General features: G+C 58.1%; 18 protein-coding genes. 9 read left to right on the top strand and 9 right to left on the bottom strand.

The genetic code is table 11. The features are described 5' to 3' along the window. Positions 1 to 71: 71 nt before the first annotated feature. Complete coding sequence (locus VGM18_21455) at positions 72 to 272, bottom strand: hypothetical protein (protein ID HEY3975580.1); 201 nt, start codon at positions 270 to 272, stop codon at positions 72 to 74. Positions 273 to 443: 171 nt separating this feature from the next. Here VGM18_21455 and rsmG point away from each other — a divergent pair, with 171 nt between their 5' ends. From rsmG to VGM18_21435, 4 genes are all read left to right on the top strand, one after another. Beyond that, entirely contained in the window at positions 444 to 1,148 is a 705-nt protein-coding gene (gene rsmG / locus VGM18_21450; protein HEY3975579.1) for a 16S rRNA (guanine(527)-N(7))-methyltransferase RsmG, read from the top strand. A gap of 724 nt (positions 1,149 to 1,872) precedes the next feature. Continuing rightward, positions 1,873 to 2,739, top strand: a complete 867-nt coding sequence (locus tag VGM18_21445) for a ParA family protein (protein HEY3975578.1) — start codon at positions 1,873 to 1,875, stop codon at positions 2,737 to 2,739. A 694-nt stretch (positions 2,740 to 3,433) separates the two neighbouring features. Beyond that, positions 3,434 to 6,478 carry a P-loop NTPase fold protein gene (locus tag VGM18_21440; protein ID HEY3975577.1) on the top strand — a complete coding sequence of 1,015 codons (3,045 nt, stop codon included), beginning with the start codon at positions 3,434 to 3,436 and terminating at the stop codon, positions 6,476 to 6,478. 55 nt (positions 6,479 to 6,533) lie between these two features. Beyond that, positions 6,534 to 7,823 carry a ParB/RepB/Spo0J family partition protein gene (locus tag VGM18_21435; GenBank protein ID HEY3975576.1) on the top strand — a complete coding sequence of 430 codons (1,290 nt, stop codon included), beginning with the start codon at positions 6,534 to 6,536 and terminating at the stop codon, positions 7,821 to 7,823. Between the two features lie 588 nt (positions 7,824 to 8,411). Here VGM18_21435 and VGM18_21430 read toward each other — a convergent pair. Beyond that, positions 8,412 to 9,872, bottom strand: coding sequence for a hypothetical protein (locus tag VGM18_21430; GenBank protein ID HEY3975575.1), 1,461 nt, complete (start codon positions 9,870 to 9,872; stop codon positions 8,412 to 8,414). A gap of 334 nt (positions 9,873 to 10,206) precedes the next feature. Between VGM18_21430 and VGM18_21425 the strand changes: the two genes are divergently transcribed. Beyond that, positions 10,207 to 12,330 carry a S9 family peptidase gene (locus VGM18_21425; GenBank protein HEY3975574.1) on the top strand — a complete coding sequence of 708 codons (2,124 nt, stop codon included), beginning with the start codon at positions 10,207 to 10,209 and terminating at the stop codon, positions 12,328 to 12,330. Positions 12,331 to 12,487: 157 nt separating this feature from the next. Beyond that, entirely contained in the window at positions 12,488 to 13,258 is a 771-nt protein-coding gene (locus VGM18_21420; GenBank protein HEY3975573.1) for a PASTA domain-containing protein, read from the top strand. On the opposite strand, the gene rsmB is transcribed toward VGM18_21420, so the two are convergent. The 4 genes from rsmB to aroC all read right to left on the bottom strand — a co-directional run bounded on the left by rsmB (position 13,259) and on the right by aroC (position 17,636). After that, on the bottom strand, positions 13,259 to 14,599 hold the full coding sequence (gene rsmB / locus VGM18_21415; GenBank protein ID HEY3975572.1) for a 16S rRNA (cytosine(967)-C(5))-methyltransferase RsmB: 1,341 nt from the start codon (positions 14,597 to 14,599) through the stop codon (positions 13,259 to 13,261). It abuts the gene before it with no gap. Positions 14,600 to 14,787: 188 nt separating this feature from the next. Beyond that, entirely contained in the window at positions 14,788 to 15,723 is a 936-nt protein-coding gene (gene fmt / locus VGM18_21410) for a methionyl-tRNA formyltransferase (GenBank protein ID HEY3975571.1), read from the bottom strand. Positions 15,724 to 15,902: 179 nt separating this feature from the next. Then, positions 15,903 to 16,412 (bottom strand): peptide deformylase, encoded by a 510-nt coding sequence (gene def / locus VGM18_21405; protein ID HEY3975570.1) that lies wholly within the window; start codon positions 16,410 to 16,412, stop codon positions 15,903 to 15,905. A 51-nt stretch (positions 16,413 to 16,463) separates the two neighbouring features. Beyond that, positions 16,464 to 17,636, bottom strand: coding sequence for a chorismate synthase (gene aroC, locus VGM18_21400; GenBank protein ID HEY3975569.1), 1,173 nt, complete (start codon positions 17,634 to 17,636; stop codon positions 16,464 to 16,466). Positions 17,637 to 17,853: 217 nt separating this feature from the next. On the opposite strand from aroC, the gene VGM18_21395 reads away from it, so the two are divergent. From VGM18_21395 to VGM18_21385, 3 genes are all read left to right on the top strand, one after another. Next, positions 17,854 to 18,546: a response regulator transcription factor gene (locus VGM18_21395; GenBank protein HEY3975568.1), complete on the top strand. Its 693-nt coding sequence runs from the start codon at positions 17,854 to 17,856 to the stop codon at positions 18,544 to 18,546. 158 nt (positions 18,547 to 18,704) lie between these two features. Continuing rightward, complete coding sequence (locus VGM18_21390) at positions 18,705 to 18,938, top strand: DUF433 domain-containing protein (GenBank protein HEY3975567.1); 234 nt, start codon at positions 18,705 to 18,707, stop codon at positions 18,936 to 18,938. A 12-nt stretch (positions 18,939 to 18,950) separates the two neighbouring features. After that, positions 18,951 to 19,277, top strand: a complete 327-nt coding sequence (locus tag VGM18_21385) for a hypothetical protein (GenBank protein ID HEY3975566.1) — start codon at positions 18,951 to 18,953, stop codon at positions 19,275 to 19,277. A 171-nt stretch (positions 19,278 to 19,448) separates the two neighbouring features. Here the strand turns inward: VGM18_21385 and VGM18_21380 are convergent, their stop codons facing one another. The 3 genes from VGM18_21380 to purH all read right to left on the bottom strand — a co-directional run bounded on the left by VGM18_21380 (position 19,449) and on the right by purH (position 25,563). Next, positions 19,449 to 20,570, bottom strand: coding sequence for a deoxyguanosinetriphosphate triphosphohydrolase (locus VGM18_21380; GenBank protein ID HEY3975565.1), 1,122 nt, complete (start codon positions 20,568 to 20,570; stop codon positions 19,449 to 19,451). Between the two features lie 123 nt (positions 20,571 to 20,693). After that, positions 20,694 to 22,841, bottom strand: coding sequence for a tetratricopeptide repeat protein (locus tag VGM18_21375; GenBank protein HEY3975564.1), 2,148 nt, complete (start codon positions 22,839 to 22,841; stop codon positions 20,694 to 20,696). Positions 22,842 to 23,946: 1,105 nt separating this feature from the next. Further along, positions 23,947 to 25,563 carry a bifunctional phosphoribosylaminoimidazolecarboxamide formyltransferase/IMP cyclohydrolase gene (purH, locus tag VGM18_21370; GenBank protein ID HEY3975563.1) on the bottom strand — a complete coding sequence of 539 codons (1,617 nt, stop codon included), beginning with the start codon at positions 25,561 to 25,563 and terminating at the stop codon, positions 23,947 to 23,949. Between the last annotated feature and the right edge of the window lie 223 nt (positions 25,564 to 25,786).

Raw genomic sequence — 25,786 nt, 5'->3', positions numbered from 1 at the left:
TTATCTGGATGTCAGTGGTCGGCTTGAGTTGGACGTAGGAGGACGGGCAGAGGGCACAATCACGAATGCTCTTAATTCAGCGGAGACTCCGAAGGATCGCTCAACGCAATCAACCTCCCCGGCGGATATTCCGACAGCGTTAACGGAGTTTCCGGGTCGGGGTTCACAATCGTCAGCACCTGCCCACTGTCAACTCCACGAATCGTCAGGCATTGGCTATCGACCGAGACCACCCGGTACTTCTCGTCGAAAATAGCGCCATTAGTCGGCATTCATGACTTAGATGCATAATCCGAGGCCAGCGACTCCCCGTTTTCTCGGCGAGTTCCCTTTTGGAACCTCAGCGGTCGTAAGACCCCAGCCGCTTTAGTATTTCGCGCTCTGTTCCAACTGTTCGATCTGACTCTACAATCAGATGTCATACTCCCAGATGTCATACTCCGATGACCGTCGCGCGCCTCGCCGAACTGCTCGACCCCTTTCTCCGAAATCCGCTTGACGCGCCAGGCCGCGAGCAGGCCGTTCTGTCTCCCGCACAACTCGAACATATATCGACATACATCGATATGCTGCTTCGCTGGAATGCCCGCGTCAATCTGACCGCCATCCGCGGCGCAGACGATATCGTGACCCGCCACTTCGGCGAATCCCTTTTCACCGCCCGTCATCTGTTCCCGCGCAATGCTCATTCGCCAATGCCCAGCAATGCCAAAGAGCACCGACCGACGACCAACGACCGCGTTTCAGTCGCCGACGTCGGCTCCGGCGCCGGATTCCCCGGCCTACCCATAAAACTGTGGGCGCCGCAAATCTCCCTGACCCTGATCGAGTCCAACCAGAAAAAAGCAGCCTTCCTGCGCGAAGTCGCGCGCGCCCTTACATTGACCGACGTCAATATACAAAATGCCCGCGCCGAATCGCTGCCGGCAAGTTCCCATAGCGTCGTCACCCTCCGCGCTGTCGAACGCTTCGAGTCGATCCTCCCTATCGCCGCCCAGCTTGTCTGCCCGTCAGGCCGCCTGGCCCTCCTGATCGGCGCCACCCAACGCCGCCCAGCCCAGTCGATCGTCCCTGGGGTGATTTGGTCCGAACCAGTCCCAATCCCACGTTCGAACTCGAGAATCTTGCTGGTAGGCAACCTGCCCTAGCGCAACCCAGCGTACCAACAGTGTAACAAGTGGTCCAATCCATCGAGTCTGGACCCATAATATCGATTCACACAGCGCCATACGCACTCGTTCTTAGGGCAGAAGTGGGAAGCTATCGCTATAAACGTCAATAATTGGACCCCATCCAACATAAACCATTGGGAGGATCATGCGAACCGAAGAATTCAAGGCTACGGGGCCCAGACGCTACGGATCAAGTTAGTAACAAGTGGTAAATGAGAGCCAATAGTACCCCTCGTATGAAGGCTGTAATTTCCAGCCGAGGCACGATGATGGCGATAAGTGGGAACCTTTATACAATCCGGTGTCAATCATTACGCTTGGATTGCGATGTTGTCGGCGAGTTTTCCACAGTGTTCCCGCGGGAACACTTCTCCAATTTTGCCTGCTTCCGTCCCCACACCTAACCAGCTAAGTGTTCCTGCCGGAACACTATTCCACATGACTCGTAGAGTTTAGAAGACACCAAGACTAAAACTCGGATGCTCTCGCCGCCAATCGCGCTAGATGTTCCCGCCGGAACACTTCTTCATTTTTCAAACTTGGCTTACGTTTCTTGTGTTGCGATGTGCGCTAAGGGTTCCTTATGGAACACAAGACGCGTTTTGCACACAATTCACTGAAACGCACAGCGTTTCTTCATTGCTTTTGAAATGCTGCGCGGATTATTCTGCCCTTAGCTCTGCTTTCTCCTGACAATCCAATGGGACGCGTTATCGCTGTTGCCAATCAGAAGGGCGGCGTGGGTAAGACCACGACTGCCATCAATCTAGCCGCGTCCTTTGCGGCTGCCGAAGTGAACACGCTGCTGGTCGATTGCGATCCGCAGTCAAACGCCACGAGTGGCCTCGGGTTCGCGAAGGATCCTGAGCGCGTCAGCTCCTATCACCTGCTGATGGGAGCGGCTTCAGCGGAAGAGGCGCTGCTCACGACTGAACTGGAACAGTTGTGGTTGATTCCAGCGCACAAGAATCTTATCGGTGCCAACATCGAACTGGTTGACGCAGAGGATCGCGCGCTGCGGATGCGCCAGGCGCTTGCGCCGCTGCGTGAGCGCTTTCAGTTCATCGTGCTGGACTGCCCGCCGGCGCTCGATCTGCTCACGCTGAACTCACTCGTCGCGGCCGACGCGGTGCTGATTCCTATGCAGGGAGAATATTTTGCTCTGGAAGGTGTGAGCGAGCTGCTCGACACGATCGAGCGCATCCGCGCGGCGTTGAACCCTGAGTTGGGGATCGAGGGCGTGGTGCTCACCATGTTTGACGAGCGCACCAACCTGGCGCAGCAGGTGATGAGTGAACTGAAGAATTATTTTGGGGACAAGCTGTGCCGCACGACGATCCCGAGGAACATACGGCTGGCAGAGGCGCCGAGCCATGGGAAGGCGGCGCTGGTGTACGATCCGCGGTCGAAGGGAGCGGAGAGTTATATACGGCTGGCGAAGGAGATTATTGAAAGGCAGCCATCAGCTCTCAGCTCTCAGCTTTCAGCTGAAACCTTAACCACAGAGAGCACTGGGGAGCTCGGGGATGCGGCCGTCGCTACGGAAGAGATGGATAAGACGGCTTAGTATATTGATTGGCGTCGATATACTAGATTGATGAATGTCGATATATAGAGAGGACGCGCAGATCTGAGGGAAAGGTATGGCCGAAACCGATCACATCAAACCTATCCCAGTTGCGGCCGACAGTGCCCGCCTACCGTTGTTGGCCGTGTTGAGAGCGGCCGATGGCGATGTGTTCGGGCAGGCGACCGTCCTGGCCCCGGACATTGCTGTGACGACAAGTGAAGTGGCGGCTTACGCAAGCGCAAAGGCTGGCGCCACGTTTGAAAGATTTGATCTAGTCTTTCCTGAATTTCGGAATTCTCCTGATCCAAATGCGCTCTCAGGGTGGATCGAAGCCATCGACTCCGAACTGGGCTTTGCAATCGTCCGCTTCTCGGGGAGTCTTCCCAGACCGCTTCCGACAATCCTGTTGGGTACTGGCGAAGCTCCGACGGTCCCGGCGCGGTGCGAAATTTTATACTCGGATCCTTCTTGGACAAACTTTCTGCGTGTCGCTGCTCGGGTGGTGGGCACACATGGCAATTTCGTTGTCGTGGAGATGGGGGGAGGGTTGCCCGATGAACCTTGGGGAACTGCCCTACCGTCGGCTCCGGTGTTCGCAAGCGGTCGACTTATAGGAATCGTAGCGGGTGCGTCGACTCGTCGTAAAGACGGGCTTATCGAAAACATGGTGGATGTGCTCAGGATCGATGCGATGGCACGAAGTCGGACTACCTCTGTTGTGCGGAATCTGCTCCCGTGGATTGAAGAGGAATCCGAATCTGCCGATGGGCGATCGATTACGGGGCAACTTGCGACGCCAATTTCTAGCCCACCAGCCGCGCAGAGTGCGAAGGACGGGACGCCTACTCTGGGAGGGGCGGAACCGCCTATTAGCGAAGCGGTGGGTGCACTGTCAGGGGTACAGCAGACGTCGCCGCTGTCTGAGTTGCGGCCGGGATCGAGGCGGCGAATCAACGATCTCGCGACGGAACTGGGAGTTCGCAGCCGGTTGATTCTTGATTCTCTTCCGAGCATTGGGGTGTACGAGAAGAAGACGCACACCAGCGGGCTCGAAGCGGATGAGGTACGAAAGGTAACCGAGTTTCTGCGTGCCCGTCAAAGCGAGCAGGATCGGAACCGGCTCGCGAATGTTTCCGCGACGGAACAGTCGGTTGCGGCTCTTCCCACACAGGCCCGCGAGGGCGGTTTGCTCGGCGATGAGGAGTTGTGGGCGCGGCTGAGTCCGTCGAGTCGGGTTGTGTTAGCAAAGGCGGACGGGATTCGGCAGGCGCTGGAACGGAAGCATCTGCATACGGAATACCTGATTGCCGTGCTCTTTTCGAGTTGGAGCAGTTTCTTTGCGCGAGCTGGGGTTACCGAAGACGATTTTAGCGCGATCATCCAGCAAGAGTTCGCCGTGGACTTTCCTCGCGACTATTACGTGCCTAGCCTGAGCAGCATGCCACCTCTTCATGGGAACGTTCGCGAGGCGCTCTTGCGTGCGGCGGAGTATGCCGACGAACGCGGAGCGCGGGAAATCGGAAGCAGGCATCTTCTTTATGGAGCGCTCTCCGTACACAAATCACAGACGGTGAGAGCACTGTTTGAGCGCGGCGTGCGGAAGGAGGACATTCGCTCGGCTGATGGGCCGGACCCGGACAGACCCTCGGCACCAAGTGAGGCGGCATCGCAAAGTTCCGCCGCACTTGAGGATACTTCATTTCCACCAATGCCGCCGTTAGTCAACTCGATGCCTCAGACGTTTCCTGGGTACACAGATCTGCCTCCGCTGACGGCGAGTCCGACGCCGAAAGTAGATTCGGATTTGTGGTGTGAGGTGGATCGGCTGGGGTATGAGGCTTATGCGCGGACGATTGCTTCGCTGATTACGCACAAGGAGACGGTGGCGCCGCTGACGATTGGGATCAAGGCGCCGTGGGGTGCGGGGAAGACTTCGCTGATGAAGCGAGTGCAACATCTGCTGGATGGGTACGCGGAACTGAGTGAAGCGAGCCGGACGGGAATTTTGCAGGAGCTGCAACCCTCGCAGGTGACCCTGCGAGATTTACTGCGCGAGCTGAAGGCCAGTACGAAACCGCCGGGACCATCGCTGGTGCAAAGCAAGGAGGGAAAGTCGTATCAACTTTCTCCGCGCATTACGGTTTGGTTCAACGCGTGGAAGTATCAAACCAGCGAGCAGATATGGGCGGGGATGGCGCACTGCATTATCAGCCAGGTGACGGCGCGGATGGCAGTAAAGGACCGCGAGCTATTCTGGCTGCGGCTGCACGGGCGACGTATCAACGCGGAAGAAGTGCGGAAGCGGGCGTACGGAGCGATCCTGCGAAAGCTACTGCCGATGGCGCTGCTGGTCATTGCGGTTTGCGCAATAGCATTTTGGGTAGCGGCTGCGACTCCTTTAGGTGTGCCGTGGCGTTACCTGATTCGCGGAGCATCGGTCGTGTGGGGCGCGTACCGCTTGACGAAAGAGTGGGGAAATAAGCTTAGTGAAAAAGCGGCCGACACGGTGCGCGAGTTAATTCGCGAACCCGACTACGAAGGCAAGATGGGTTACTTGCATTTGGTGGAGTCGGACATTCGCGAGGTGCTTCAGCTTGCGACGGAAGCATCGGTGACGAAGGAGAAGCCGAACGGCGATCCGCTGGTGGTGTTTGTGGATGACTTGGACCGGTGTGCGCCGAATAAAGTGGCGGAGGTGGTGGAGGCGATCAATTTATTTTTGTGTGGCGACTATCCGAATTGCATTTTTGTATTGGCGATGGAGCCGGGGATGGTAGCGGCGGCTCTGGAGGTGGCGAATAAGGAAGTAATTGAGAAAGCGCTGGAGATGGGAGTGGCAGACCGGACGGCGCCGGTGGGATGGCGGTTCATGGAGAAGATTGTGCAGCTGCCGATTTCGATTCCGCCGCCGACGCTGGGCGGGAGGAAATCATATGTGGAGGCACTGACCGGGGTGCACGAATGGAACACCAAGATGACGGAGATTGTGAATGCAGCGTCCGCCGCGCCGCCGCCATCGCCCGCCAATCTGGCGGGAGCGCTGGATTTGCAGATGCCGGCGGACTCTGGTCTGGCCAAGATTCTGGGGGATGAAGTGAAGGCTCGCGCTTTGGCGCAAGAGCCGTTGAAGGAAGAAGAAGTCGCGAAGTACATGGGCGAACTGAAAGGCCGTAGCCTCGGCGAGGTAGAGGAGAAGAGCGCGAAGGTTATGGCCGAAGCTCCGGTGGAGATGCGGCGCGCAGTAGCGGAGGCGAGTAAGAGAATATATGCGCAGACGTTCAGCGAACGCGATCCTGCGATGGCGGAATTTGTGAAGGAAGTGGCGGAGTTGGTGGATGGGAATCCGCGGCAGATTAAGCGCTACGTAAATGTGTTTCGGTTCTACAGTACGTTGCGGCACAGCTTGCGAGTGGATGGAACAGTGGCGGAGGCGGAGTTGCCGACGGATAAATTGTTGGCGAAGTTTCTGGCGTTGAGCATTCAATGGCCGCACGCGGTGGATTGTTTGCGCGTCAAGAATTGCGTGGGCGCAGACGGCGGAGCGGTTTCGAGGCTGGAATTTCTGGAAATGAAGAGCGCGGAGATCAATGGGGATGCGGCTGGAGATGAAGCGTGGAACAAGATCGTCGGCACGGATGGAATGAAGTTAGGAGCGTGGGCGGAGGCGCGGGCGTTTCGGGCGTTTTTGGCGAAGGGTGAGTCGTTGGGAAAGAGCGGGGGGCATGGGTTGTGGTGAGGGAATTCATAGATCCTTCGGCGCAGAAGAAAGCGCCTCAGGATGACAAGGGAAAATGAGGGATCAGATGATGGCTACGACGGAGAAAGTGGCGGGGGAGAAGATGGAGAAGCGGCGCGCTTTGGGACGGGGGTTGGAATCGTTGTTGCCGGGGGCGCGGGGGGTCAACCCTGCTGCGGGCGGGACGGCTCCTGGGCAGAGTGGTGGCGCTGCCGGCCAACAGCAGGTTCCTCACTTCGTTCGGAATGACAAAACTCTCCCTGACAAAACTCTCTCTGATGGCGCAACCGCCTCGAACGAAGCAACGGCGGGAGTACGGTTCGACGGCGTGATTCAAGCGGTGGCGGAGGATGCTGTCAATGAAGCCGGGCCGCAGCATTCTGCGGACAGTCTGCCCCAATCCCCACTTCTCGCAAAGGACGCGAGAAATGGGGCACCCGGGTTTCCATCCGATCCGGTGGGAGTTCCTGAGCCCGGCATCACGATATTTGCGCAGGCGGAATCGCGGATGCCGGGGAATCTGGTGGTCAACATTGAGCTGGCTGCGATTGACAAGAATCCTTACCAGACACGGTATGAGTTCGACGAAGAGAAGCTGGAAGAGTTGATGGAGTCGATTCGGGCGCAGGGGGTGGTGCAGCCGGTGGTGGTGCGTCCGGCGGAGGAAGAAGGGCGCTACATTCTGATCGTGGGGGAGCGACGGTGCCGGGCGTCGCGGATGGCGGGCAAGACGATGGTGCCGGCGATTGTGAAGCGGGTCTCGGAGCAACAGGCGGCCGAGATGACAATCATTGAAAACCTGCAACGCGAGGATTTGAATTGCATTGAGCAGGCGGAGGCGTTCCGGGTGCTGAGCAAGGAGTTTAGCCTGACGCAGGCGCAGATCGGGCAGCGGGTGGGAATGTCGCGCGAATCGGTGTCGAACTACATGCGGCTGTTGAAGCTGCCGCAGGAGATGATGGAACACTTGATTGCGGGGAGGCTCAGCTTCAGCGAGGCGAGGGAGCTGTTGAAGCTGGAGGACGTGGACATTATCCTGCAAGCGGGGCAGCGGGTGGTGAAAGAGCAGATGAAGTTTGAGCAAGTCGAGGCGATGGTGATGCGGATGACGGGGTTGCTGGCGCCGCTGCCGGGAGATCAGTTACCTGGCCAGGAGAGGAAGAAGAGCGGGGCGCGGTGGGTGGATCCGAATGTGAGGTCGGCGCAGACGGACTTGGAGCGGATGCTGGGGGTGCGGGTGCGAATCCGGGACCGGAAGGGCAAGGGCAAGATTGTGATTGAGTATCACACGGTGGATGACTATCAGCGGGTAGTGGAGATGTTGAGGGGGAAAGGAAGCTCCTAGCTCCTGGCTTCTAGCTTCTAGCTTTCTAGCTTCTAGTTCTAGATTCTTCGGCGCGGCCTGATGGCCAGCCTTCTTGCCAGGGATGGCAGCTCTCGAAGGAGCAGGGACCACAGCCGTTGGCGTTTTGACAGCCGCATTTGGAGTTGTGGCATAGGCATTGGCAATAGGCGTCATTCGGGTCACAGCGCTGGTTGCAGGCCTGTTCGTTGTGGGTGCAGGCGGCGCAGGACCTACCGCCAGCTACACAGACCAAGTTCGAGCAGGCCGGGTTCGAGGAGACCAGGTTCGAGGAGACCAGGTTCGAGCCACACTGATTACCGGTAAAACAGCACGGTTGGTCCAGGCCGCCGGAGGCACAGACGCCGTTATCGCAGGTCAGATGTCGGTCGGGGCTCGGATTCGGTTGGGAGGAAGGCTATCGGGGCGATAAATCTATGTTGTCGAGGGCGCCGGCTGTGGTTTACTCGCTGGCGGAACGGCAAGTCCCTTCTGCCCAATGGGTTGTTCTTACACCTGGAAGTAATCGGGGGGGGTGGGCTTGACAGGGGGGGTGTGAGAAGGGTAGGCTTTAGTTATGAAATGGCCTGACTAGCTTCGAAAGCGTTTCAAGGTCGGTTCGAGAAGGCCCGCTTGACTGAGACCGCTCAGGTCTTTGTTTTTGTCTTTTTCCGAAGCATCCAAGTGTATTGCCAGGGTGGTTGGACCGCTTTTCTGCGCGGTTTCGAAACAAACCGTGAGGGCGGACTCCGCCTGCTTTAGAAGGTTCTGCTTCGCGGGGCCATCCTGCAGTTTTTCGCTCTGTATCGAATAATAACAAGCCAGGTTATACCAAGCGGCGGCGAGGTCGTCGTCCATCTGGCCGGCTTTTTCTTTGACCGCGATGAAATGGCGCAAGGTGTCGACCGCCATGTCAAATTGATCGGTCACGAGATAGAGATTGGCAAGAACGATGTGGAGTGGGCGATTGGTGGGGAACGTAGAGGAGTATTCAGTAAGCTTCTTGATAAACTCCTGGGCGCGATTCGTGTCGAGGGGCTGGTTGGTTCTTTTTTTCTGTTCGATTGCGGCGACCTCGTCACGGGCCTTAAGGACATCGTAAGTGACGTCGGGCGCCACGGCGGCTTTGTATTCGGCGTTTTCGGAGCGGGCTTCGGTTTTTTGCAGGCGGCGCTGAAGGTTCTTGTTATCGAGGCTGCGGAAAAGTTCGAACAGATCCAGGCAGGCCCAGAGAAAGCCGAAGAGGAAGCCGTCAACCGCAAAGTAGATGCAGATGGCGAGGGCGAAGGCGGAGTTGACGGCGAGAACGTGATCGCTGATTTTCTCGGGAGTGTTGCCGGAGAGAAATCCCTGAGAAATGTAGCCGGCGAGCTGATTGAGTTTCTGGGGAATTTTGTCGAGCTGGGTGAGCCCGACACCGACAATCATTTTGGTGAGCCAGTCGGAGACCTGCTCCAGGCTGGTGCTGCGCTGGTAACGGTCGGGGACGTAACTTTGAGAAACCGACGAATCAGAGTCGTGGGGAAGGGAGTTTTGGGGCTGAATGACAGTGACTTCTCGGGAGTGCGGAAGGCCGAAGATGAATCCGAAAAGAGCGCCAACAAGCCAGGCGGCGCCAGCCGCCATAAGGCCAACGGCGGCGGTGGAGGCGACGCGAGCCATTACCCAGTCCTGAAATTGGACGGCATAGAGAACGACGATGCCCATCCCGAAAGCGGCCACCCAAACCAGACGGGTCAGCCATTGGGTGTTCTCCTGACCTTTATCGTTGGGCTGGGCGTTGTCTTGACGCTTTTCATCGGGCGGGGCATTGTCCGGACCGTTTTCACCACGCAGGCTGCTGGTGATGTTCGTGGTGAGAAGGACGATGCCTGCAATGACCAGGGCGACACCGAATATGGACGCCATCTGAGCCATTTTCCAATCCTGAAAATGGATGGCGTACATCAAAGCGGCGCCCACGAACACGATGCCGATGCCGAAGTTCCAGCGCCAGACAGAGCGATTGGTGCTTTCGCGCGAATCATCGGGAATCGCTGGTTTTGAAGCCAAGTTGTATCCTCAAAAATTCTTGCCAAGGAGCAGATTACGGGGCCGAATGCGGGAGGTGGGGGCGATTTTCCGCCGAGTCATGGAAGGAAGTCAAGTGAGAATGTGGGTGAGGGATCGTATTGAGCGCACTCTCGGGGTCCGGGCAAGAAGCTGTCGAGCTTGGCTCGGCGGGACAGCGGCGGGCGCACATAAGTTTCATGCTACGTTGCAATTGTCGGTGGAGGCGGAGTATCGTGCGCTTGGCCGAGGACTTCCCCACTTCTCGCGCAAAGAGCGCGCGAGAAATGGGGCACCCGGGCGCGAAGTCGCTTCTAAATTTCATTTAGGGGGAATCATGAATTGTTCGCGGCGACAGTTTTTGGTTGGCGGAGTGGTGTTGGGGACGCTGATGGGGGTGGCGGCGCAGACTGCAACGCTGCCGACGCCGCCGGTGGCGAAGGTGGTTCCGCATGTGACCGAAGTGAACGGGCACAAGATGGTGGACAACTATTTCTGGCTGCGGGATAAGCCGAATCCGGAGGTGCGGGCTTATCTGGAGGCGGAGAACGTTTATACCGATGCGGTGATGAAGCCGACGGAAGCGTTTCAGACGAAGTTGTATGGCGAGATGCTGTCGCGGGTGAAGGAAACCGATGTCGAGGTTCCGTATCGCGAGGGCGACTATTTTTATTATGTGAGGAGCGAGGCAGGGAAGCAGTATCCGATTCGATGCCGGCGCAAGGGCAGCATGGATGCGCCGGAGGAAATTGTGCTGGATCAGAACGAGTTGGCGCAGGGACAAGTGTTCATGTCGGTGGCCGCGTTCGCGGTGAGTCCGGATGGGAATCTGCTGGCTTATTCGTATGACAACACTGGCTTCCGGCAGTACACGCTGGCGGTGAAGGATCTAAGGACAGGAAAAACTTTGGTGGATCACGCCGAGCGTGTGGGCTCGGTGGTTTGGGCGAACGATAATCAGACAATTTTTTATACGCAGGAAGATGCGGTGGCGAAGCGGCAGTACCGGCTGTACAAGCATACGGCGGGATCGGCGGGAGAGGATCCGATTGTGTATGAGGAGAAAGATGAGCGCTTCGAGGTAGAAGCGGGAAAGACGCGCAGCCAGCAATACATCTTTCTGGTTTCGGCGAGTCATACGACGACGGAAGCGCGGTACATCTCGGCGAACGATCCGACGATGGAGTGGAAGGTGATGGAGCCGCGGAAACAGGGCGTGGAATATTATCCCGACCACAATGCTGGGTATTTTTATATTCGGGTGAACGACACGGGGCGAAATTTCCGGCTGGTGCGGACTCCAGTGACGGACCCGGGAAGTACGAACTGGCATGAGGTGGTGGCGCATAATCCCGACATCATGCTGGACGATGTGGATTTCTTTAAGGATTTTTGCGTGTTCTACGAGCGAGCGAACGGGTTGCCACAGATTCGCGTATCGAATTTGCGAAGCGGGGAGTCGAAGCGAATTGCGTTTCCGGAGCCGGCGTATGCGGCGTATTCGTATGTAAACCGGGTGTATGACACGACGGAGTTTCGGTATGGGTATCAGTCGCCGATCACGCCGCCGTCGGTGTATGCGTATGACATGGAGAAAGGGACGTCGGTGCTTTTGAAGCAGAAAGAGGTGCCGGGGGGATACGACCGCACGAAATATCAGGTGGAGCAGATTTACGCGACAGCGGCGGATGGAGTGAAGATTCCGATTTCGGTGCTGCATTTGAAGGGCGCGAAGCTCGATGGGAAGGGAGCGCTTTATTTGTATGGTTATGGGTCGTATGGAATATCGATCGACATGTTTTTCAATTCGAATATTTTCAGCATGGTCGATCGCGGTGTGGTGACGGCGGTGGCGCACATTCGCGGCGGCGGGGAGATGGGCAAGGCCTGGCACGATGCGGGGCGCATGATGAACAAGAGGACGACGTTCACCGACTTTATTTCGTGCGCGGAAGATCTGGTGAAGCGCGGATATGGATCGAAGGACCGGCTGGCGATTGAAGGGCGCAGCGCGGGCGGATTGCTGATGGGAGCGGTGTTGAACATGCGTCCGGATTTGTTTCATGCGGCGATTGTGGGCGTGCCGTTTGTCGATGTGATGAACACGATGCTCGATGAAACTTTGCCGCTGACGGTGGGCGAGTTTGAGGAGTGGGGGAATCCGAAGGAGAAAGCGGCGTTCGATTACATGATTACGTATTCTCCGTACGACAACATTGAGGCGAAGAATTATCCGGACATGCTGGTGAAGACCTCGTTCAATGACAGCCAGGTGATGTATTGGGAGCCGGCGAAATATACGGCGAAGATGCGGGCCATGCGGACGGATCATAATATTTTGATTTTGAAAACGAATTTGAGTCCAGCGGGGCATGGCGGGGCGTCGGGACGGTATGACCGGCTGCATGAGGCAGCGTTTGATTATGCTTATTTACTGGGGGAGATGGGGATACGGAACTAGAGTGAGGAAAAATGCCCCGCCCTTCGACAAGCTCAGGGCAGGCTTTCTCGCGCAAAGGACGCGCGAGAAATGGGGCACCCAGTAGATCGATTGGGAACGACCGACGACCGACGACGAGCGACCGACGGCTACAATTCCTGAGCAGGCAGAGAGAACGATGAGATCGGCGATTCGATTTGCGATGCTGGCGCTGGTGCTTTTGATTGTGGCGATGGTGTCGGCGCTGACGGCGATGCGGTTTGCGATTCATGGGCAGGAGGTCGCGGTGCCGGCGCTAGTGGGGCTGACGCCGGGAGAAGCGGAGCGGGCGGTGGCGGGACCGGGATTGCAGATTTCTATCGAGCGGCAGTATTACAGTCCGACGATTGCTGAGGGGAGAATCATGTCGCAGTTGCCGTTGCCGGGGACGAAAGTGCGGCGCGGATGGCAGGTGCGGGTGGCGCAGAGTTTGGGACCGACGCGGGTGAAGATTCCGGATGTGACGGGGCAGAGTGAGCATGCGGCGGAATTGAATATCCGGCGGCGCGGGCTGGATGTGGCGTCGATTGCCGGGGTTGAAGAGCCGGGGATTCCTGCGGATCAGGTTTTGGCGCAGAACCCGACGGCAAACGCGACGCAGGTGACGGCGCCGAAGATCAGCTTGCTGGTGACGGCGGTGGTGGAAGCGCAGGCATTTGTGATGCCGAGCTTTGTGGGCCAGCCGTTGGGCAGTGCGAGCCAGACGCTTCAGGATTCGGGATTCAAGTTGGGGAGTGTGAGCGTTGCAGCGGCGGCGCCGGCAGTGACCGATGCGGCGAATCCGGCTGCTCCAATCGCGCCTGTGGCGCCACCGGCGCAGCCTTCGCCGGCGAGCATTATTGTGTCGCAGACGCCAGGGGCGGGGCAGAAGGTGTTTGGGGGGGCAAGTATTAATTTTGAGGTGCGGTGATCAATCTCTAGATCTTTCGAAGATGGCGGCGAAGAAACCGTCGCAGGGGTGGATGCCGGGCAGCGTGCGGAGGTAGGGACCGCGCGCGAGAGATTGTGGGTCGGACCAGGTTAGGTCGCCTGTGTTTTTCATGCGGTTGAGTTCTGGGCTGCAATCCACAAGACGGAAGGATTTGTTTTCCGACAGAGCTTGCTCGACGAGGGCTTCGTTTTCTTCTTTCTCCAGAGAACAAGTTGAGTAGATGAGCCGTCCTGCCGGAGCGACTTGCGCGAGGGCGGAGCGGAGAATTGCGAGCTGGCGTTGAGCGAGATCGCCGAGATCGGCCGGTGCGAGACGCCATTTGATTTCAGGATTGCGGGCGAGCGTGCCGGTGCCGGAGCAGGGGACGTCGGCGAGGACGCGATCGAATTGGGCAGTGATGGGGAGATGTTGCGCGTCGGCGGTCACGATCCGGATTCGCGCTGCGTGGGGGCGCAAGAGCTTTCGAAGAAGGCGGGCGCGGTGGGGATGGAGTTCGACGGCGATGATCGAACCGGCGGGGTTACGGTCTGCGATGGCTAGTGTCTTGCCGCCGGGGGCGGCGCAGCAGTCGAGGATGCTCAGTCCCTGGCCCAGGAGGGCGGCGACGAGTTGCGAGGCTTCGTCCTGGATAACGATTTGACCTTCGCGGAAGGCTCGAGTTTTCGTGATATCTCCGGTTTGGACGCGGCAGGCGGAGGCGAGAAGGGCTCCGGGCGCGAGAGTGACTCCTTCTTCCTGGAGTTGTGCTTCGATGGTTGGGGTGCGAAGGCGGACTGCTGTCGCTGGAATGGACTGATCGAATTGGCAGATTTGCTGCGTGGCGGGAAGTCCGTATTCGCGGGCCCAGCGTTCTACGAGCCACTGCGGATGGGCAAGAGTTTGGGCCAAGATTTCTGGCGAGGAAGGCTCGCCCGCGAGAATTTCGCTACGTGTCGATTGGGAGAGCTTGCGTAGAACCGCGTTCACGAATGGAGCGGCGGAGCGTTTGCGAGCGCGCTTTACCAACTCGACGCTTTCGTGGAGAGCCGCGCGCTTCGGTATGCGATCGAGCCAGAGGAATTGATAGACGGCGAGGCGCAGGGAAATGAGAATCTCGAGGTCGAGTTTCGAGAGAGGCTGCGAGGAAGCTGTAGCGATTTCGGCGTCGAGGCAGGAACGCCAGCGGAGAACGCCCATGACAAGTTCAGTGGCGAGGGCGTGATCGGGTGTGGAGAGATTGGCATGGGCAGAGGAGTGCAGGAGTTCGGAGGCGTAGGAGTAATCGCGTTCGACGCGGAGGAGGATGTCAAAGGCGGCGGCGCGGGCGGGGGAGATCGGCATTCGTTTCGATTGTAGGCTTTCGTGGGTTGGGGAAAGCTAACCCTTCACCACAGAGGGCACTGAGGAATGTTCAGCGATAGTCTGTTGGCTTCCGCGCGAGAGCAGATAAGACTGAGATCCTTCGCTCCGCCTGAAAAACGGCTTCGCTCAGGATGACATCGCTCTTTTGTTCCACCAACTATACTGCCCTAAACGCCTAACTTTTCGGCGGGCTTCGGTCGATAGCCGCGGATGAAATCTGGGGTGTAGGTACGTTTCTTCCCTTCTAGCTGAAGCTCCAATAGTTCCAACGATGTGTTGTAGCCGCATCCGGCCAGGAGTCGGTCGTCTTCTGCGTGGATTTCCGCAGGTGGCAAGGATTCGGTGGCTGGGCGTGCTTTTATGATTTGCAGGTTCTTGCCGCGGAATTTTGTGTATGCGCCCGGCCAGGGTTGGAAGCCGCGGATGCGGTTGAAAATTTCTGCGGCGGAGCGGGAGAAGTCGACATGGCCATCTTCTTTTTTCAGAATCGGGGCGAGCGTTGCTTGCGAATTGTCTTGCGGCCGGGGGTGAATCCGTTGGGCTTGCAATTGCCGTAGAGTTTCGACGAGCAGGTCGGCGCCGATCACTGCGAGTTGGGGAGCGATGGTTTCGGTGGTGTCTTCGGGTGAGATGGGAAGTTCTTGCTGGAGGAGGATGTCGCCGGTGTCGAGGCCGGCGTCGATGCGCATGGTGGTGACTCCGGTGACGGTTTCGCCGTTGGCGATGGCCCACTGAATTGGCGCGGCGCCGCGGTACTTTGGGAGCAGCGAGGCGTGGACGTTGATGTTGCCGAAGGGTGGGAGATCGAGCATCCACTGAGGAACGATGCAGCCGTAGCCGACGACGATGATGGCGTCGGGATGGAGGGCGGTGAGTTGGGCGCGGAATGCGTCGTTGGTTTTGATGCGGTCGGGCTGAGCGATGGGGAGATTTAATTTCAGGGCGGACTGCTTGACGGGTGAAGCGACGACGTCGAGGCCGCGGCCTTTGGGGCGATCGGGCTGGGTCACGACGAGTTGGACACGGTGGGCGGCTTCGACCACCTTCTCGAGCGTGGGTACTGCGAAGCTCGGAGTGCCGCAGAAAACAAGATCTAGAGGCATTTTGTAATTGGGTAATTTTGTAATTTAAAAGCCAAGGTCAAAAGCTTGAAATGCAAAGGTCGCTAAGGAAAAGCCGCGAAGGACGCTAAGAAAATCAAGCCAAGACTGCGGCTGACGCAAACCAGCATGGCCTGGATTTTAATTTACTAAATTACCCAATTATCAAATTACACAATTCTTTACCATTCTCCAGCTTTCATGAGTTTGCGGATTTTGCGTTTCATCAGATCGCGTTTCAGGGCGCTGATGTGGCTGATGTAGAGCTTGCCGTTGAGGTGATCGGTTTCGTGGAGGAAGGCGCGGGCCAGCAGGTCTTCGCCGGTTTTTTCGTAGAGCTTGCCCTTGGCGTCCTGTGCGCGGACGGTGACTTTGGTGGGACGGGAGACATTTTCGCGGAAATCGGGGATGCTGAGGCAGCCTTCGCTTTGGGAGTGACGGCCTTCGGTGTGAATGATTTCGGGATTGATGAGGACGAGTTGGGCGTTGGGATCTTCTTTGAAGGTGACGTCGATTACGGCGATGCGGCGGCCGATGCCGATTTGAGGGGCGGCGAGGCCGACTCCGTGGGCGGCGTACATGGACTCGAACATGTCGGCGATGAGCGTTTGCAGGGCGTCATCGAAGACGGTGACGGTCTCGGAGGGCTTTTCGAGAACTGGGTTGCCGAATTTAACGATGGGATAGATCATGGGCGGTCGTCGGTCGTCGGTCGTCGGTCGTTGGTCTTCGGCCCTCCTTCGTTAATAGTTTCTCAATTGCTCGCAGTAGCCTTGAAAATTTCTTAGGGTTTCGGTGATGGAATCGCCGCCGAATTTTTCGAGGGCGGCGCGGGCGAGGGTGAGAGCGACCATGGCTTCGGCTGCGACTCCGGCGGCGGGCACGACGCAGACATCGGAGCGCTCGTAGGCGGCTTTCACCGGCTCGCGGGTAGAAAAATCCACAGACTGAAGCGGGCGGCGCAGCGTGGAGATCGGCTTTAGATAGCCGCGCACGCGGATTTCCTGGCCATTGGAGACGCCGCCTTCAATGCCGCCGGCGTTGTTGCGAGTGCGGGAGAACGCGGTGTAGCCGGATGTGGCGGAGTAGCCAATTTCATCGTGTACGGCGGAGCCGGGAGCGAAGGCGGCAGCAACGCCGGCGCCGATTTCTACAGCTTTGACGGCTTGCAGCGACATGACCGCGGCGGCGAGCAGGGCGTCGAGGCGTTCATCCCATTGAACGTAAGTGCCGAGGCCGGGCGGGACCTGGTGGGCGACGACCTCGAAGACGCCGCCGAGAGAATCTCCGCTGCGGAGAACCTTGTCGACTTCTTCTTTCATGCGCTGCTCGGTTTCGGGGTCGGCGCAGTTGAGGAGGACTTCCTCACGACTATGCAGGGCGTGGATTGTTTTCCATTCAACTTCGTCGGCCAGAGTGACGCTGCCGGTGGTGATCACGTGGCTGAGGACTTCGATGTCCAGTTCTTGCAGGAAAAGTTTGGCGATCGCGCCCAGGGCCACGCGGGCAGCGGATTCGCGGGCGGAGGCGCGTTCGAGCACGTAGCGGGCTTCCGGGAAGTTGTATTTCAAGGCTCCGGCGAGATCGGCGTGGCCGGGGCGGGGCGAGGCGACGCGTTTGTGCTTAGCCGGATCGCCCTCGGCGACGGGCAAGGATTCCTGCCAGTTCTTCCAGTCGCGATTTTCGAGTTGGACGGAGATGGGGGAGCCGATCGTCATGCCTTGGCGGACGCCGGAGAGGATGTGGGCCGAGTCGCGCTCGATCTTCATGCGGCCGCCGCGGCCGTAGCCTTGTTGGCGGCGCCAGAGTTCGCGGTCGAGGAAGGCCTGATCGATTTTCAATCCGGCGGGCATGCCGGAAAGGAAGGCAACCAGGGCTTCGCCGTGGGACTCTCCGGCGGTGAAATAGCGCAGCATAAACGCTCGATTGTACCTGATGCGGGAGGGATCAGGGTTTCAGAGTGGGAATCCGGGGGCACGTATTTTGAAGAAAAGGCGCGGGAAAGTGAATTTCACAAGCCAAAGGGCGACCCTGAGCGGTACAATTACGCAACGAGTTCTCCGCCTCGGATTGAAGTGGCATCTGCGCCGCATCGCAAGGTTCTCTGGCCAATCAATTGTAAGGAGTTGCCCTGTGTTGCCCCACGCACAGATGGAAGGCGAAGAAGTGTTTGAGGATAAGGTAATTCACTGCCTGCTGGTGCACGACCATGTTTTGCTGCGGCAGGGATTGAGGCGGCTGCTGGAGGACGAACCGGACGTGAAGGTAGTGGCGGAGGCCGGAAATGCCGCCGAAGCTTTACGCGAAGTGTATGCGCACCGGCCGGAGATCGTCATCACCGACGCGCGCCTGTTCAGTTGCGCTCCCGACCAGACCGAGTGGTTGATCGTGCAGGAGTGCTCGACCACCAAGGTGTTGTTCCTGACCACATATGAGCATGACGACGTGCTGCGGGAGGCGCGCGGCGATGCTGCCAGTTGCGCGGTGCGGCGCACATCGGCGGAAGAGTTAGTGGAGATGGTGAGGCGGACGCACGCGGGCCAGAGGATTGGCCGACCGGAGATCCGGGAACGACGGCGGGGCGATTGGCCAGCCCAGGAGATGCTTCCACGGCAGCGGCTTTTGACATCGCGCGAACGCGAGGTGTTGAAGTTGCTGGCGGAGGGCAGGACAGTGCGGTCTGCGGCGGGCGTGTTGGGGCTCAGCATGAAGACGGTGGACGCGCACAAATTCAACTTAATGAGGAAGCTGGGGATTCACAATAAGGCGGAATTGGTGATGTGGGCGATTCAGAAGCGAGTGGTGCGAGTGCCCACGAATTTGTAGAAAGTACCAGCTGCCGGGGTTGCTCTCTTACGGATTCAGTCGAGCGAATCCGAGTGGAGGAAGTGCGGGGCGTGGCGATTGATGTGGTGGCGAATGTGGCGGGATTTTGTTGCGAACGCTAAAGAGTGGTAGAAATACGAGCACGGAGGGGGATAAACATGGCAACCTTGGATTGGTCGCAATGTCCCGCGGTGGAGAGCATCCCCGGCAAGGTGAGCGGCGCCTGGGTATTGAAGGGTACCCGAACGCCGGTCAAAGTGTTGTTCGAAAACCTTGAAGCCGGAATGAGCATTGAAGAAGTGATCGAAGAGTTTCCCGTGACCCGCGAACAGATCGACGAGCTTATGGCTTTCGTCGCACGTTCGCTCGACAAAGCCCCAAGCTACGGTTAACGCCGCAGCGTCATGCTTATTCTTTTCGACAATGGCACTCCACGCGGTCTTGCTCGTTTTCTAACCGGCCATACCATCGAAGAAGCGCGGTTGCATGGCTGGGAAGAACTCACAAACGGGGCGTTGATCGACGCCGCCGAGCGGGCAGGTTTTTCTGTCATCATCACCACGGACAAAAACATCCGGTATCAGCAGAATCTCAAGGGCCGCAAGATTGCGCTTATCGTTTTAGAAAATTCCCAATGGCCGATGGTGAAGCGGGCTGCCACCAAAATTCTCGGCACCATCAATGCCGCCACGCCCGGCAGCTATGTGGAAGTTGAAATTCCCTGCGAGTAGCCTTCCCGGCCTGTGCCACAACGCTCACACTTCTCGCAAGATGAGAAAAATGGCTCCCGTCCGTTGAACTGCCCACTCAAGCTTGTTGACCTGCCCCACTCAAGCCAAAACCGGGCTTGCGTGGGCCACCCATAGGGGCGGACTAATGCGTCCGCCCCTACGCGAGCACGGTTAGCTTCCGCAGTGTTTTTCGTATTGCTCGGAGATGAAGGTATCGGTCATGCCGGCGATGTAGTCGCAGATTACGCGGGGGAGGGAGTCTTGCTGGCTGCGTACTTTCTCGTAGTAGTTGGGCGGGAGGGACTCGGGGTGGGAGCGCCAGAAGGCGAATAGTTCGGTGACGATGCGTTCTGCGTCGTCTTTTTCTTCGGCTAGCGATGGGCTGTAGTAGAGATTTTCGTAGAGGAAATCCTTGCTTTCTTTGCGCTCGGCTTCGACTCCGGGGCTGAAGGCGGCGAGGCGGTCTTTGTGGCCGCGAACATCTTCCAAGGTTTCAATTTTCGCCTGCCTGATTCGGGCGCGCGTGTGGGTGATGAGGTCGTCGACGAAGCGGTTGAGAATGCGCTTTACGGTTTCGTTGAATTTCAGTTTGGCGGGGACGGTAGGGTAGATTTGTTCGACTTCGCGGAAGAAGCGGTCGAAGACGGGGACGCCATCGCGGATTTGGTCAAGCGTGAGGAGATGCGCTTCGAAGCCGTCGTCGAGGTCGGCGGTGTTGTAGGCGATTTCGTCGGTCAGGTCGATCAGCTGGGCTTCAAGTGGCGGGCGCTGGTCTAAGAGATATTCTGCCAGTTCGGGATGATCTTTCTCCGCGTAGTCGCGCGAGTGCTTGATGATGCCTTCGCGGACTTCGAAGGTGAGATTCAGGCCGCGGAAGGCGGCGTAGCGCCGCTCGAAATCTTCGACGATGCGGAGGGCGTGGAGGTTGTGGTCAAAGCTGAGTCCATGGTCGCGCATGGCGTGGTTGAGCGCTTTTTCGCCGGCGTGGCCGAAGGGGGGATGGCCGAGGTCGTGGACGAGGGCGAGGGCTTCGGCGAGATCGACGTTGAGGGCGAGGGCTCCGGCGATGGTGCGGGAGACTTGGGAGACTTCGAGAGTATGCGTTAGGCGGTTGCGGAAGTGGTCGGAATAGCGGCGGGTGAAGACCTGCGTCTTGGCTTCCAGGCGGCGGAAGGCGCGGGCGTGAATGACGCGGTCGCGGTCACGCTGAAAATCGTTGCGGTAGGGATGCGGGGCCTCAGGAAAGCGGCGTCCGCGGGACTGGGTAACGTGCACCGCGTAGGCGGCGAGCATGGGGAGAGGATAGCAGGTTTGCGGCAGCGGTTTGATTTCAGATTTTAGATTTGCGATTTTCAGATTGAAAACCTCAGCGGTTCTCGAATGGTTCTCAATCTGAAATCGTCAACTGAAATTGTGTCAGTGCTTGTCGGATTCTTCTTTGGCCAGTTTTACTTTGGCGGCGTCCAGTTTTTGTTGGACTTTGGCGAAGGCCTCGGTGTCGACTTCGGCCTGGACGGTCTTATTCCACTCCTGGACGGCGCGATCCCAGTGCGAGGCGGCGAGTTTGAGGCGTCCGGTTTTCTGGTAGAGATCGCCGAGATGCTCCTGCACCGTGGGATCGGTGCTCATGTGCGATTCGGCTTTCGTCAAATTCTCTTCTGCTTGTTCATACTTTCCCAGCTTGAAGTAGGCCCAACCGAGCGAGTCGAGATAAGCTCCGTTGTTGGGATCGAGCGATAAGGCCTGCTTGATGTAGTTGAGCGACTCTTCGAGCTTCACGCCGCGATCGGCATTCATGTAGCCGAGATAGTTGAGCGTGGCGGCGGCTTGAGGGTCGCTGGGCGGAGTGATGGCCAGGACTTTGCGAAATTCGGCATCGGCCTGATCGAAATTTTTCTGGCGCTGGTAAAGATCGCCACGCAGGAATGACACATAGGCCTTCTCGTCGGGCTTCGTTGACAATTGCTCGGCTTTGGCGAGTGCATCGAGAGCTTCGTCGTAGCGCTTGGCGCGGGTGTAGATGATGGCGAGGCGGAGATAGACTTCGCGATCTTCCGGACCGCCCTTGAGCATGGAGCGGATATCGGCGATGGGCTTGTCGATCTCGCCGGAGTCGGCGAGTTGGGCGTCGAGCACCATGCGGAGGTCGCGGTCATCGGGCATTTTCTTGACCGCTTCTTTGGCGACGGCGGTGGCTTGCGGCCATTGCTTGGCTTCGCGATAGGTGTCGATGATTTCCTGGTAGCCGCTGCGGGCGTTTTCGTCGCCGAGCGTCAGCATCTTGCGGAAAGTATCGACGGCGGCGGTGTAGTTTTCTTGCTCGCGGTAGACCATGCCGAGGCGCTCGATGAAGATGGCGCGATTGTTGCGGTCGGCCTGGCTCATGGCGGTGTCGCTCTTGTCGGTCCGCTTCAGCAGATCCTGCAAGAGCTTGATGGCGTCGTCGTATCGGCCCTGGGCCTGGTAAACCGAGGCCATGCTGTAGGGAACGTCCATGGTATCGGGGACGAGGGTATCGGCGCGCTTGAGATTTTCGAGGGCCTGGTCGTATTTACCTTGGCGGCGATAAATCTCGGCCATGCGAACGTAGGTTTGTGCGTCCTCGGGATTGGAGTCGGCGATAACTTTGTACTGTTCGAGGGCGGCGTCGAGTTGACCGTCATTCAATAAATTTTCGGCCAGGCCGCGAATAGCATCGAGGTTGTCGCGGTCGAGGACGATGGCATGGCGATAGGCATCGATGGCGCTATGGTAATCCTTGCGTTGCTCGTAAGCCGCACCGAGGGCGGCGTAGAGCTTGGCGGACCGGGCAGAGTCGGGAATGGAGCTGAGAACTTTGAGCGCGTGCGCCGTGTCGCCTTCGTCGGTGTAAAGCATGGCGAGGGTGGTGACGGCCTCTTCGGAGTTGGGATCGAGTTTGATGGCGGTCTTGAGTTCGGCTTCGGCCTTTTGCATATCGGTGTTCAGGCGGTAGAGGCGGCCGAGTAAGAGGTGATCGTCAACGCTGTCGGGATCGAGCCTGGTGATCTGCTCATACTGGTCGATGGCCAGCTTGAGCATGTTGTCAGAGCCGGAACCTCCGGGCATATCGCCGAGGGAACGAAGATAGATGCGGCCGAGAAGCTTGTGGGCTTCGAGATTCTTAGGATCGCGCTTGATGATGTCCTGAGCTTCTTTGACCGCGTCGGCGATGCGGCCGGTCTTGACGTAGAGTTCGGCAAGGGCAGAGGTCAAGAATTCCGACGAGGGGTCGGCCTCAATCGCCAGGCGATATTCTTCGGTCGCCTTGGCGGCCAAGTCGCTGCGGCCGTACGCGGTGACCATCTCCTCGTACATGTGGGCGACGGTGTAATGGTAGTAGGCGGCGGAGCGGTCGACCTTTCGGAGAGCGGGCTTGGCGTCGGATGTGCTCGGAGCGGAATTATCCTGAGTGGTGCTGTTCTGGCCGGCGGTATCGTGTTTGGGAGTATCCGGGCTGGCATTACTCTGGGAGACCGCAACTCCAGCGAAAACGGTAGTAATCATTAATGCGAACGATGAGGAAAGGCGAAAAAATGAATTCATGCTTGACCTGTTGCGCTGGCAGCGCGTTTCCGAAGCCTCAGCTTTCTTGGATGCAAAGCCGCCGGGGGAAAGGTGCTTTTATTCTAACCTGAGGGGCACGGAGATGGAAAAAACACTGCTGGCACCGGAAGGTCAGGGACTGGTGGAATGTGTAGTTATGTAAAGCGGGCGGCGGGCATTCGGACCTCAGGCCTCGTACCTGTACCTTGAAAACACGACTCGCGGATGGTATCGCTGACGCCCGGTGAACCGCGGGATTTCGGATCTGCTTACCCTCTTTCTTACTTGCTAATAGCCTTCGGGTTCGATGAGTGTAATCGGGATTTTTCAACAGTTATCGACACCGTGAACCACCCCAACGTTATCGACGAGGATTCTGCGTGCCCGATACCTCTCGTCGTCGCATGTGCCGCACTCGCAGTCTGTACAGAAGAAACGCCACGACACCGTAGCAGATACTGCCGCTGAGCAGAAACAACGGCCAATCGACATCATGAGCACCCATGTTTGCTGCTGCTGGAAGAATCCACAAGGGCAACGTGAGCCAACCAAATACGCTAGGGCGATACTCGCAAGACCTGCAATAACAAGCGTCAGCGCGAGTCCCACAGCGCCGAACAAGAGGGTACTCTTGATGACTCTCACCCAACTGGCTCCGGCGGTATTATGCCTGAACGTGGGGCTCCGCGAGCGATAAATTCTGTTAACAGGCCATTTCACTCATTGACTTGCTCGCCCAGTACTGCCATTCTTTCGGCCACATGAAACAGGCGCTGGCAGGCTTACTCAAGGCTGTAGCCGGAATCGCGGGTCTCGTGTTTCTACTAGCGCCCATCACTGGTATGGGAATCCTGATATCGGTTGTTGGCCTCGTGGTGGCCATCATCGCAGGTGTGACGAGTCATCATTTGAGCGATGACGACGACACGAGTAATGGCGGTTACTGGCCCAAAGACCCTAATTCTCCTAGCTGAACGCATAGGTGTTGAAATCAGGCCATTACGCTCAAAATCCCTGAAACCACCGTCCCCCCGGACACCCTTGACACCAACTGATGTCGTCGACCGGAAGGGTATGTCAATTATCAAAGCGAGGCGCCCTGATTTTAGTGGCGGAAATGGCGGACGCCGGTGAAGAGCATGGCGAGGCCGAGACGATCGGCGGCGGCGATGACTTCGGGGTCGCGCTGCGAGCCGCCAGGTTGGATGATGGCGGTGGCTCCGGCTTTGGCGATTTCTTCGACGCCATCGGGGAAGGGGAAGAAGGCGTCGCTGGCGGCGACGGTTCCCTTGAGTGGGAGTTGGGCTTTCATGGCGCCGATTTTTGCAGCGTCGACACGGGACATTTGGCCGGCGCCGACGCCGATGGTTTGGCCGTCGCGGGCGTAGACGATGGCGTTGGACTTGACGTGCTTGCAGACTTTCCAGGCGAAGAGCAGAGCGCGAGTTTCTTCGGGCGTAGGCGGGCGTTGGGTAACGACTTTGAGGTCGGCGTCTCGCAGGGGGCGGAGGTCGGCGTCTTGTACTAACAGGCCACCGGAGATGTTCTTCAGGACCCACTGCCGTGGAGCGGAAGACGCCTCGTTCGCCCCCGGACGAATGCGTCCGGGGTTACCTGGGTCGATTACTTCTACCAGACGGAGATTTTTCTTGCCCGCGAATATGGCTTTGGCGGCTTCGTTGAAAGCTGGAGCGGCTATGACTTCGAGGAAGAGTTTGTGCATTTCTTCGGCGGCTTCGGCGTCGATGGGGCGATTCACACCGATCACGCCTCCGAAGGCCGAGACGGGATCGCATTCGAGGGCACGCCTGTACGCCTCGGCGAGAGTCTTGCCGGTCGCGGTGCCGCACGGGTTGGTGTGTTTAATAATGGCAACCACGGGATCGTCAAAGTCATTCTCGTCAAATTCCTGCGCGAGATCCCAGGCGGCTTGCAGGTCGACGATGTTGTTGTAGGAAAGTTCCTTGCCTTGTAGCTGCCGGGCGTTGGCCACGCCAGCTCCGGAGCCATCGGAATACATGGCGGCCTTCTGGTGCGGATTCTCTCCGTAGCGCAGGTCGAGGGTCTTGCGAAACGTGAAACGCAGGGTTGGGGGAAAAGATTCGGGGTTCGATGGTGAGCCATCCGCGCCGATGCGTTCGAGCGTGCTTGCGATGGTGGAATCGTAGGCGGCGGTGGTAGCAAATGCTTTTTGGGCGAGGCGCCACTTGGTTTGTTTTGACAACTCGCCGCCGGAGCGGGAGAGCTCTGCGGCGATGGAATCGTAGTCGGAGGGAGAAGTGACGATCGCGACATCGTGAAAATTCTTGGCGGCGGAGCGGATCATCGACGGTCCGCCGATATCGATGTTCTCGATTAATTCTTCTAATTTCACATCCGGCTGGGCAGCGGTTTTTTCGAAGGCATAAAGATTTACGACGACCATGTCGATTGGCGCGATACCGTGTTCGGTTATGGCAGAGATGTGTTTGGGATCGTCGCGGCGATGAAGAATGCCGCCGTGCACTTTAGGATGCAGCGTTTTGACACGGCCGTCGAGCATTTCGGGGAAGCCGGTGAGGGTGGAAATGTCTTTCACCGTGACGCCGGAGTCGCGAAGAAGTTTGGCGGTGCCTCCGGTAGAGATGAGTTCGATGCCGAGAGCGGAGAGTGTACGGGCGAACTCGACGACTCCGTTTTTGTCGGTGACGGAGAGAATGGCGCGCTGGATGCGGGCAGACATGCGGAGCCTCGGATGGAATGGGATGATGATGAGCGAAGGAAAATTCTATCAGGCGGTGGCCGTCGTCGGTCGTCGGTCGTCGGTCGTCGGCCTTCGGTCGTCGGCGACGAGATCCGTCGTTTCGCCTGAAGAACGGCTGCGCTCGGGTGACAACCGCCATTGGTAAACCGCACTAATGACTATTGACGACCGACGACCGACGACGAAGTTGATCCGAAAATAA

The organism is Candidatus Sulfotelmatobacter sp., from assembly GCA_036500765.1.
Lineage (GTDB): Bacteria > Acidobacteriota > Terriglobia > Terriglobales > Acidobacteriaceae > Sulfotelmatobacter.
Note: the sequence above shows the minus strand (reverse complement) of the source record. Positions and strands in the feature narration are given on the sequence as shown.

What these genes read in the sequence shown, in the direction of transcription:
- purH (HEY3975563.1), bottom strand. Translation starts at nt 25,563, where the DNA reads ATGTCTGCCCGCATCCAGCGCGCCATTCTCTCCGTCACCGACAAAAAC.
- VGM18_21420 (HEY3975573.1), top strand. Translation starts at nt 12,488, where the DNA reads ATGAGATCGGCGATTCGATTTGCGATGCTGGCGCTGGTGCTTTTGATT.
- aroC (HEY3975569.1), bottom strand. Translation starts at nt 17,636, where the DNA reads ATGCTGCGCTATTTCACCGCCGGAGAGTCCCACGGCGAAGCCCTGGTT.
- VGM18_21375 (HEY3975564.1), bottom strand. Translation starts at nt 22,841, where the DNA reads ATGAATTCATTTTTTCGCCTTTCCTCATCGTTCGCATTAATGATTACT.
- VGM18_21455 (HEY3975580.1), bottom strand. Translation starts at nt 272, where the DNA reads ATGCCGACTAATGGCGCTATTTTCGACGAGAAGTACCGGGTGGTCTCG.
- VGM18_21390 (HEY3975567.1), top strand. Translation starts at nt 18,705, where the DNA reads ATGGCAACCTTGGATTGGTCGCAATGTCCCGCGGTGGAGAGCATCCCC.
- VGM18_21440 (HEY3975577.1), top strand. Translation starts at nt 3,434, where the DNA reads ATGGCACGAAGTCGGACTACCTCTGTTGTGCGGAATCTGCTCCCGTGG.
- VGM18_21425 (HEY3975574.1), top strand. Translation starts at nt 10,207, where the DNA reads ATGAATTGTTCGCGGCGACAGTTTTTGGTTGGCGGAGTGGTGTTGGGG.
- rsmG (HEY3975579.1), top strand. Translation starts at nt 444, where the DNA reads ATGACCGTCGCGCGCCTCGCCGAACTGCTCGACCCCTTTCTCCGAAAT.
- VGM18_21380 (HEY3975565.1), bottom strand. Translation starts at nt 20,570, where the DNA reads ATGCTCGCCGCCTACGCGGTGCACGTTACCCAGTCCCGCGGACGCCGC.
- VGM18_21435 (HEY3975576.1), top strand. Translation starts at nt 6,534, where the DNA reads ATGAGGGATCAGATGATGGCTACGACGGAGAAAGTGGCGGGGGAGAAG.
- VGM18_21445 (HEY3975578.1), top strand. Translation starts at nt 1,873, where the DNA reads ATGGGACGCGTTATCGCTGTTGCCAATCAGAAGGGCGGCGTGGGTAAG.
- def (HEY3975570.1), bottom strand. Translation starts at nt 16,412, where the DNA reads ATGATCTATCCCATCGTTAAATTCGGCAACCCAGTTCTCGAAAAGCCC.
- rsmB (HEY3975572.1), bottom strand. Translation starts at nt 14,599, where the DNA reads ATGCCGATCTCCCCCGCCCGCGCCGCCGCCTTTGACATCCTCCTCCGC.
- VGM18_21385 (HEY3975566.1), top strand. Translation starts at nt 18,951, where the DNA reads ATGCTTATTCTTTTCGACAATGGCACTCCACGCGGTCTTGCTCGTTTT.
- fmt (HEY3975571.1), bottom strand. Translation starts at nt 15,723, where the DNA reads ATGCCTCTAGATCTTGTTTTCTGCGGCACTCCGAGCTTCGCAGTACCC.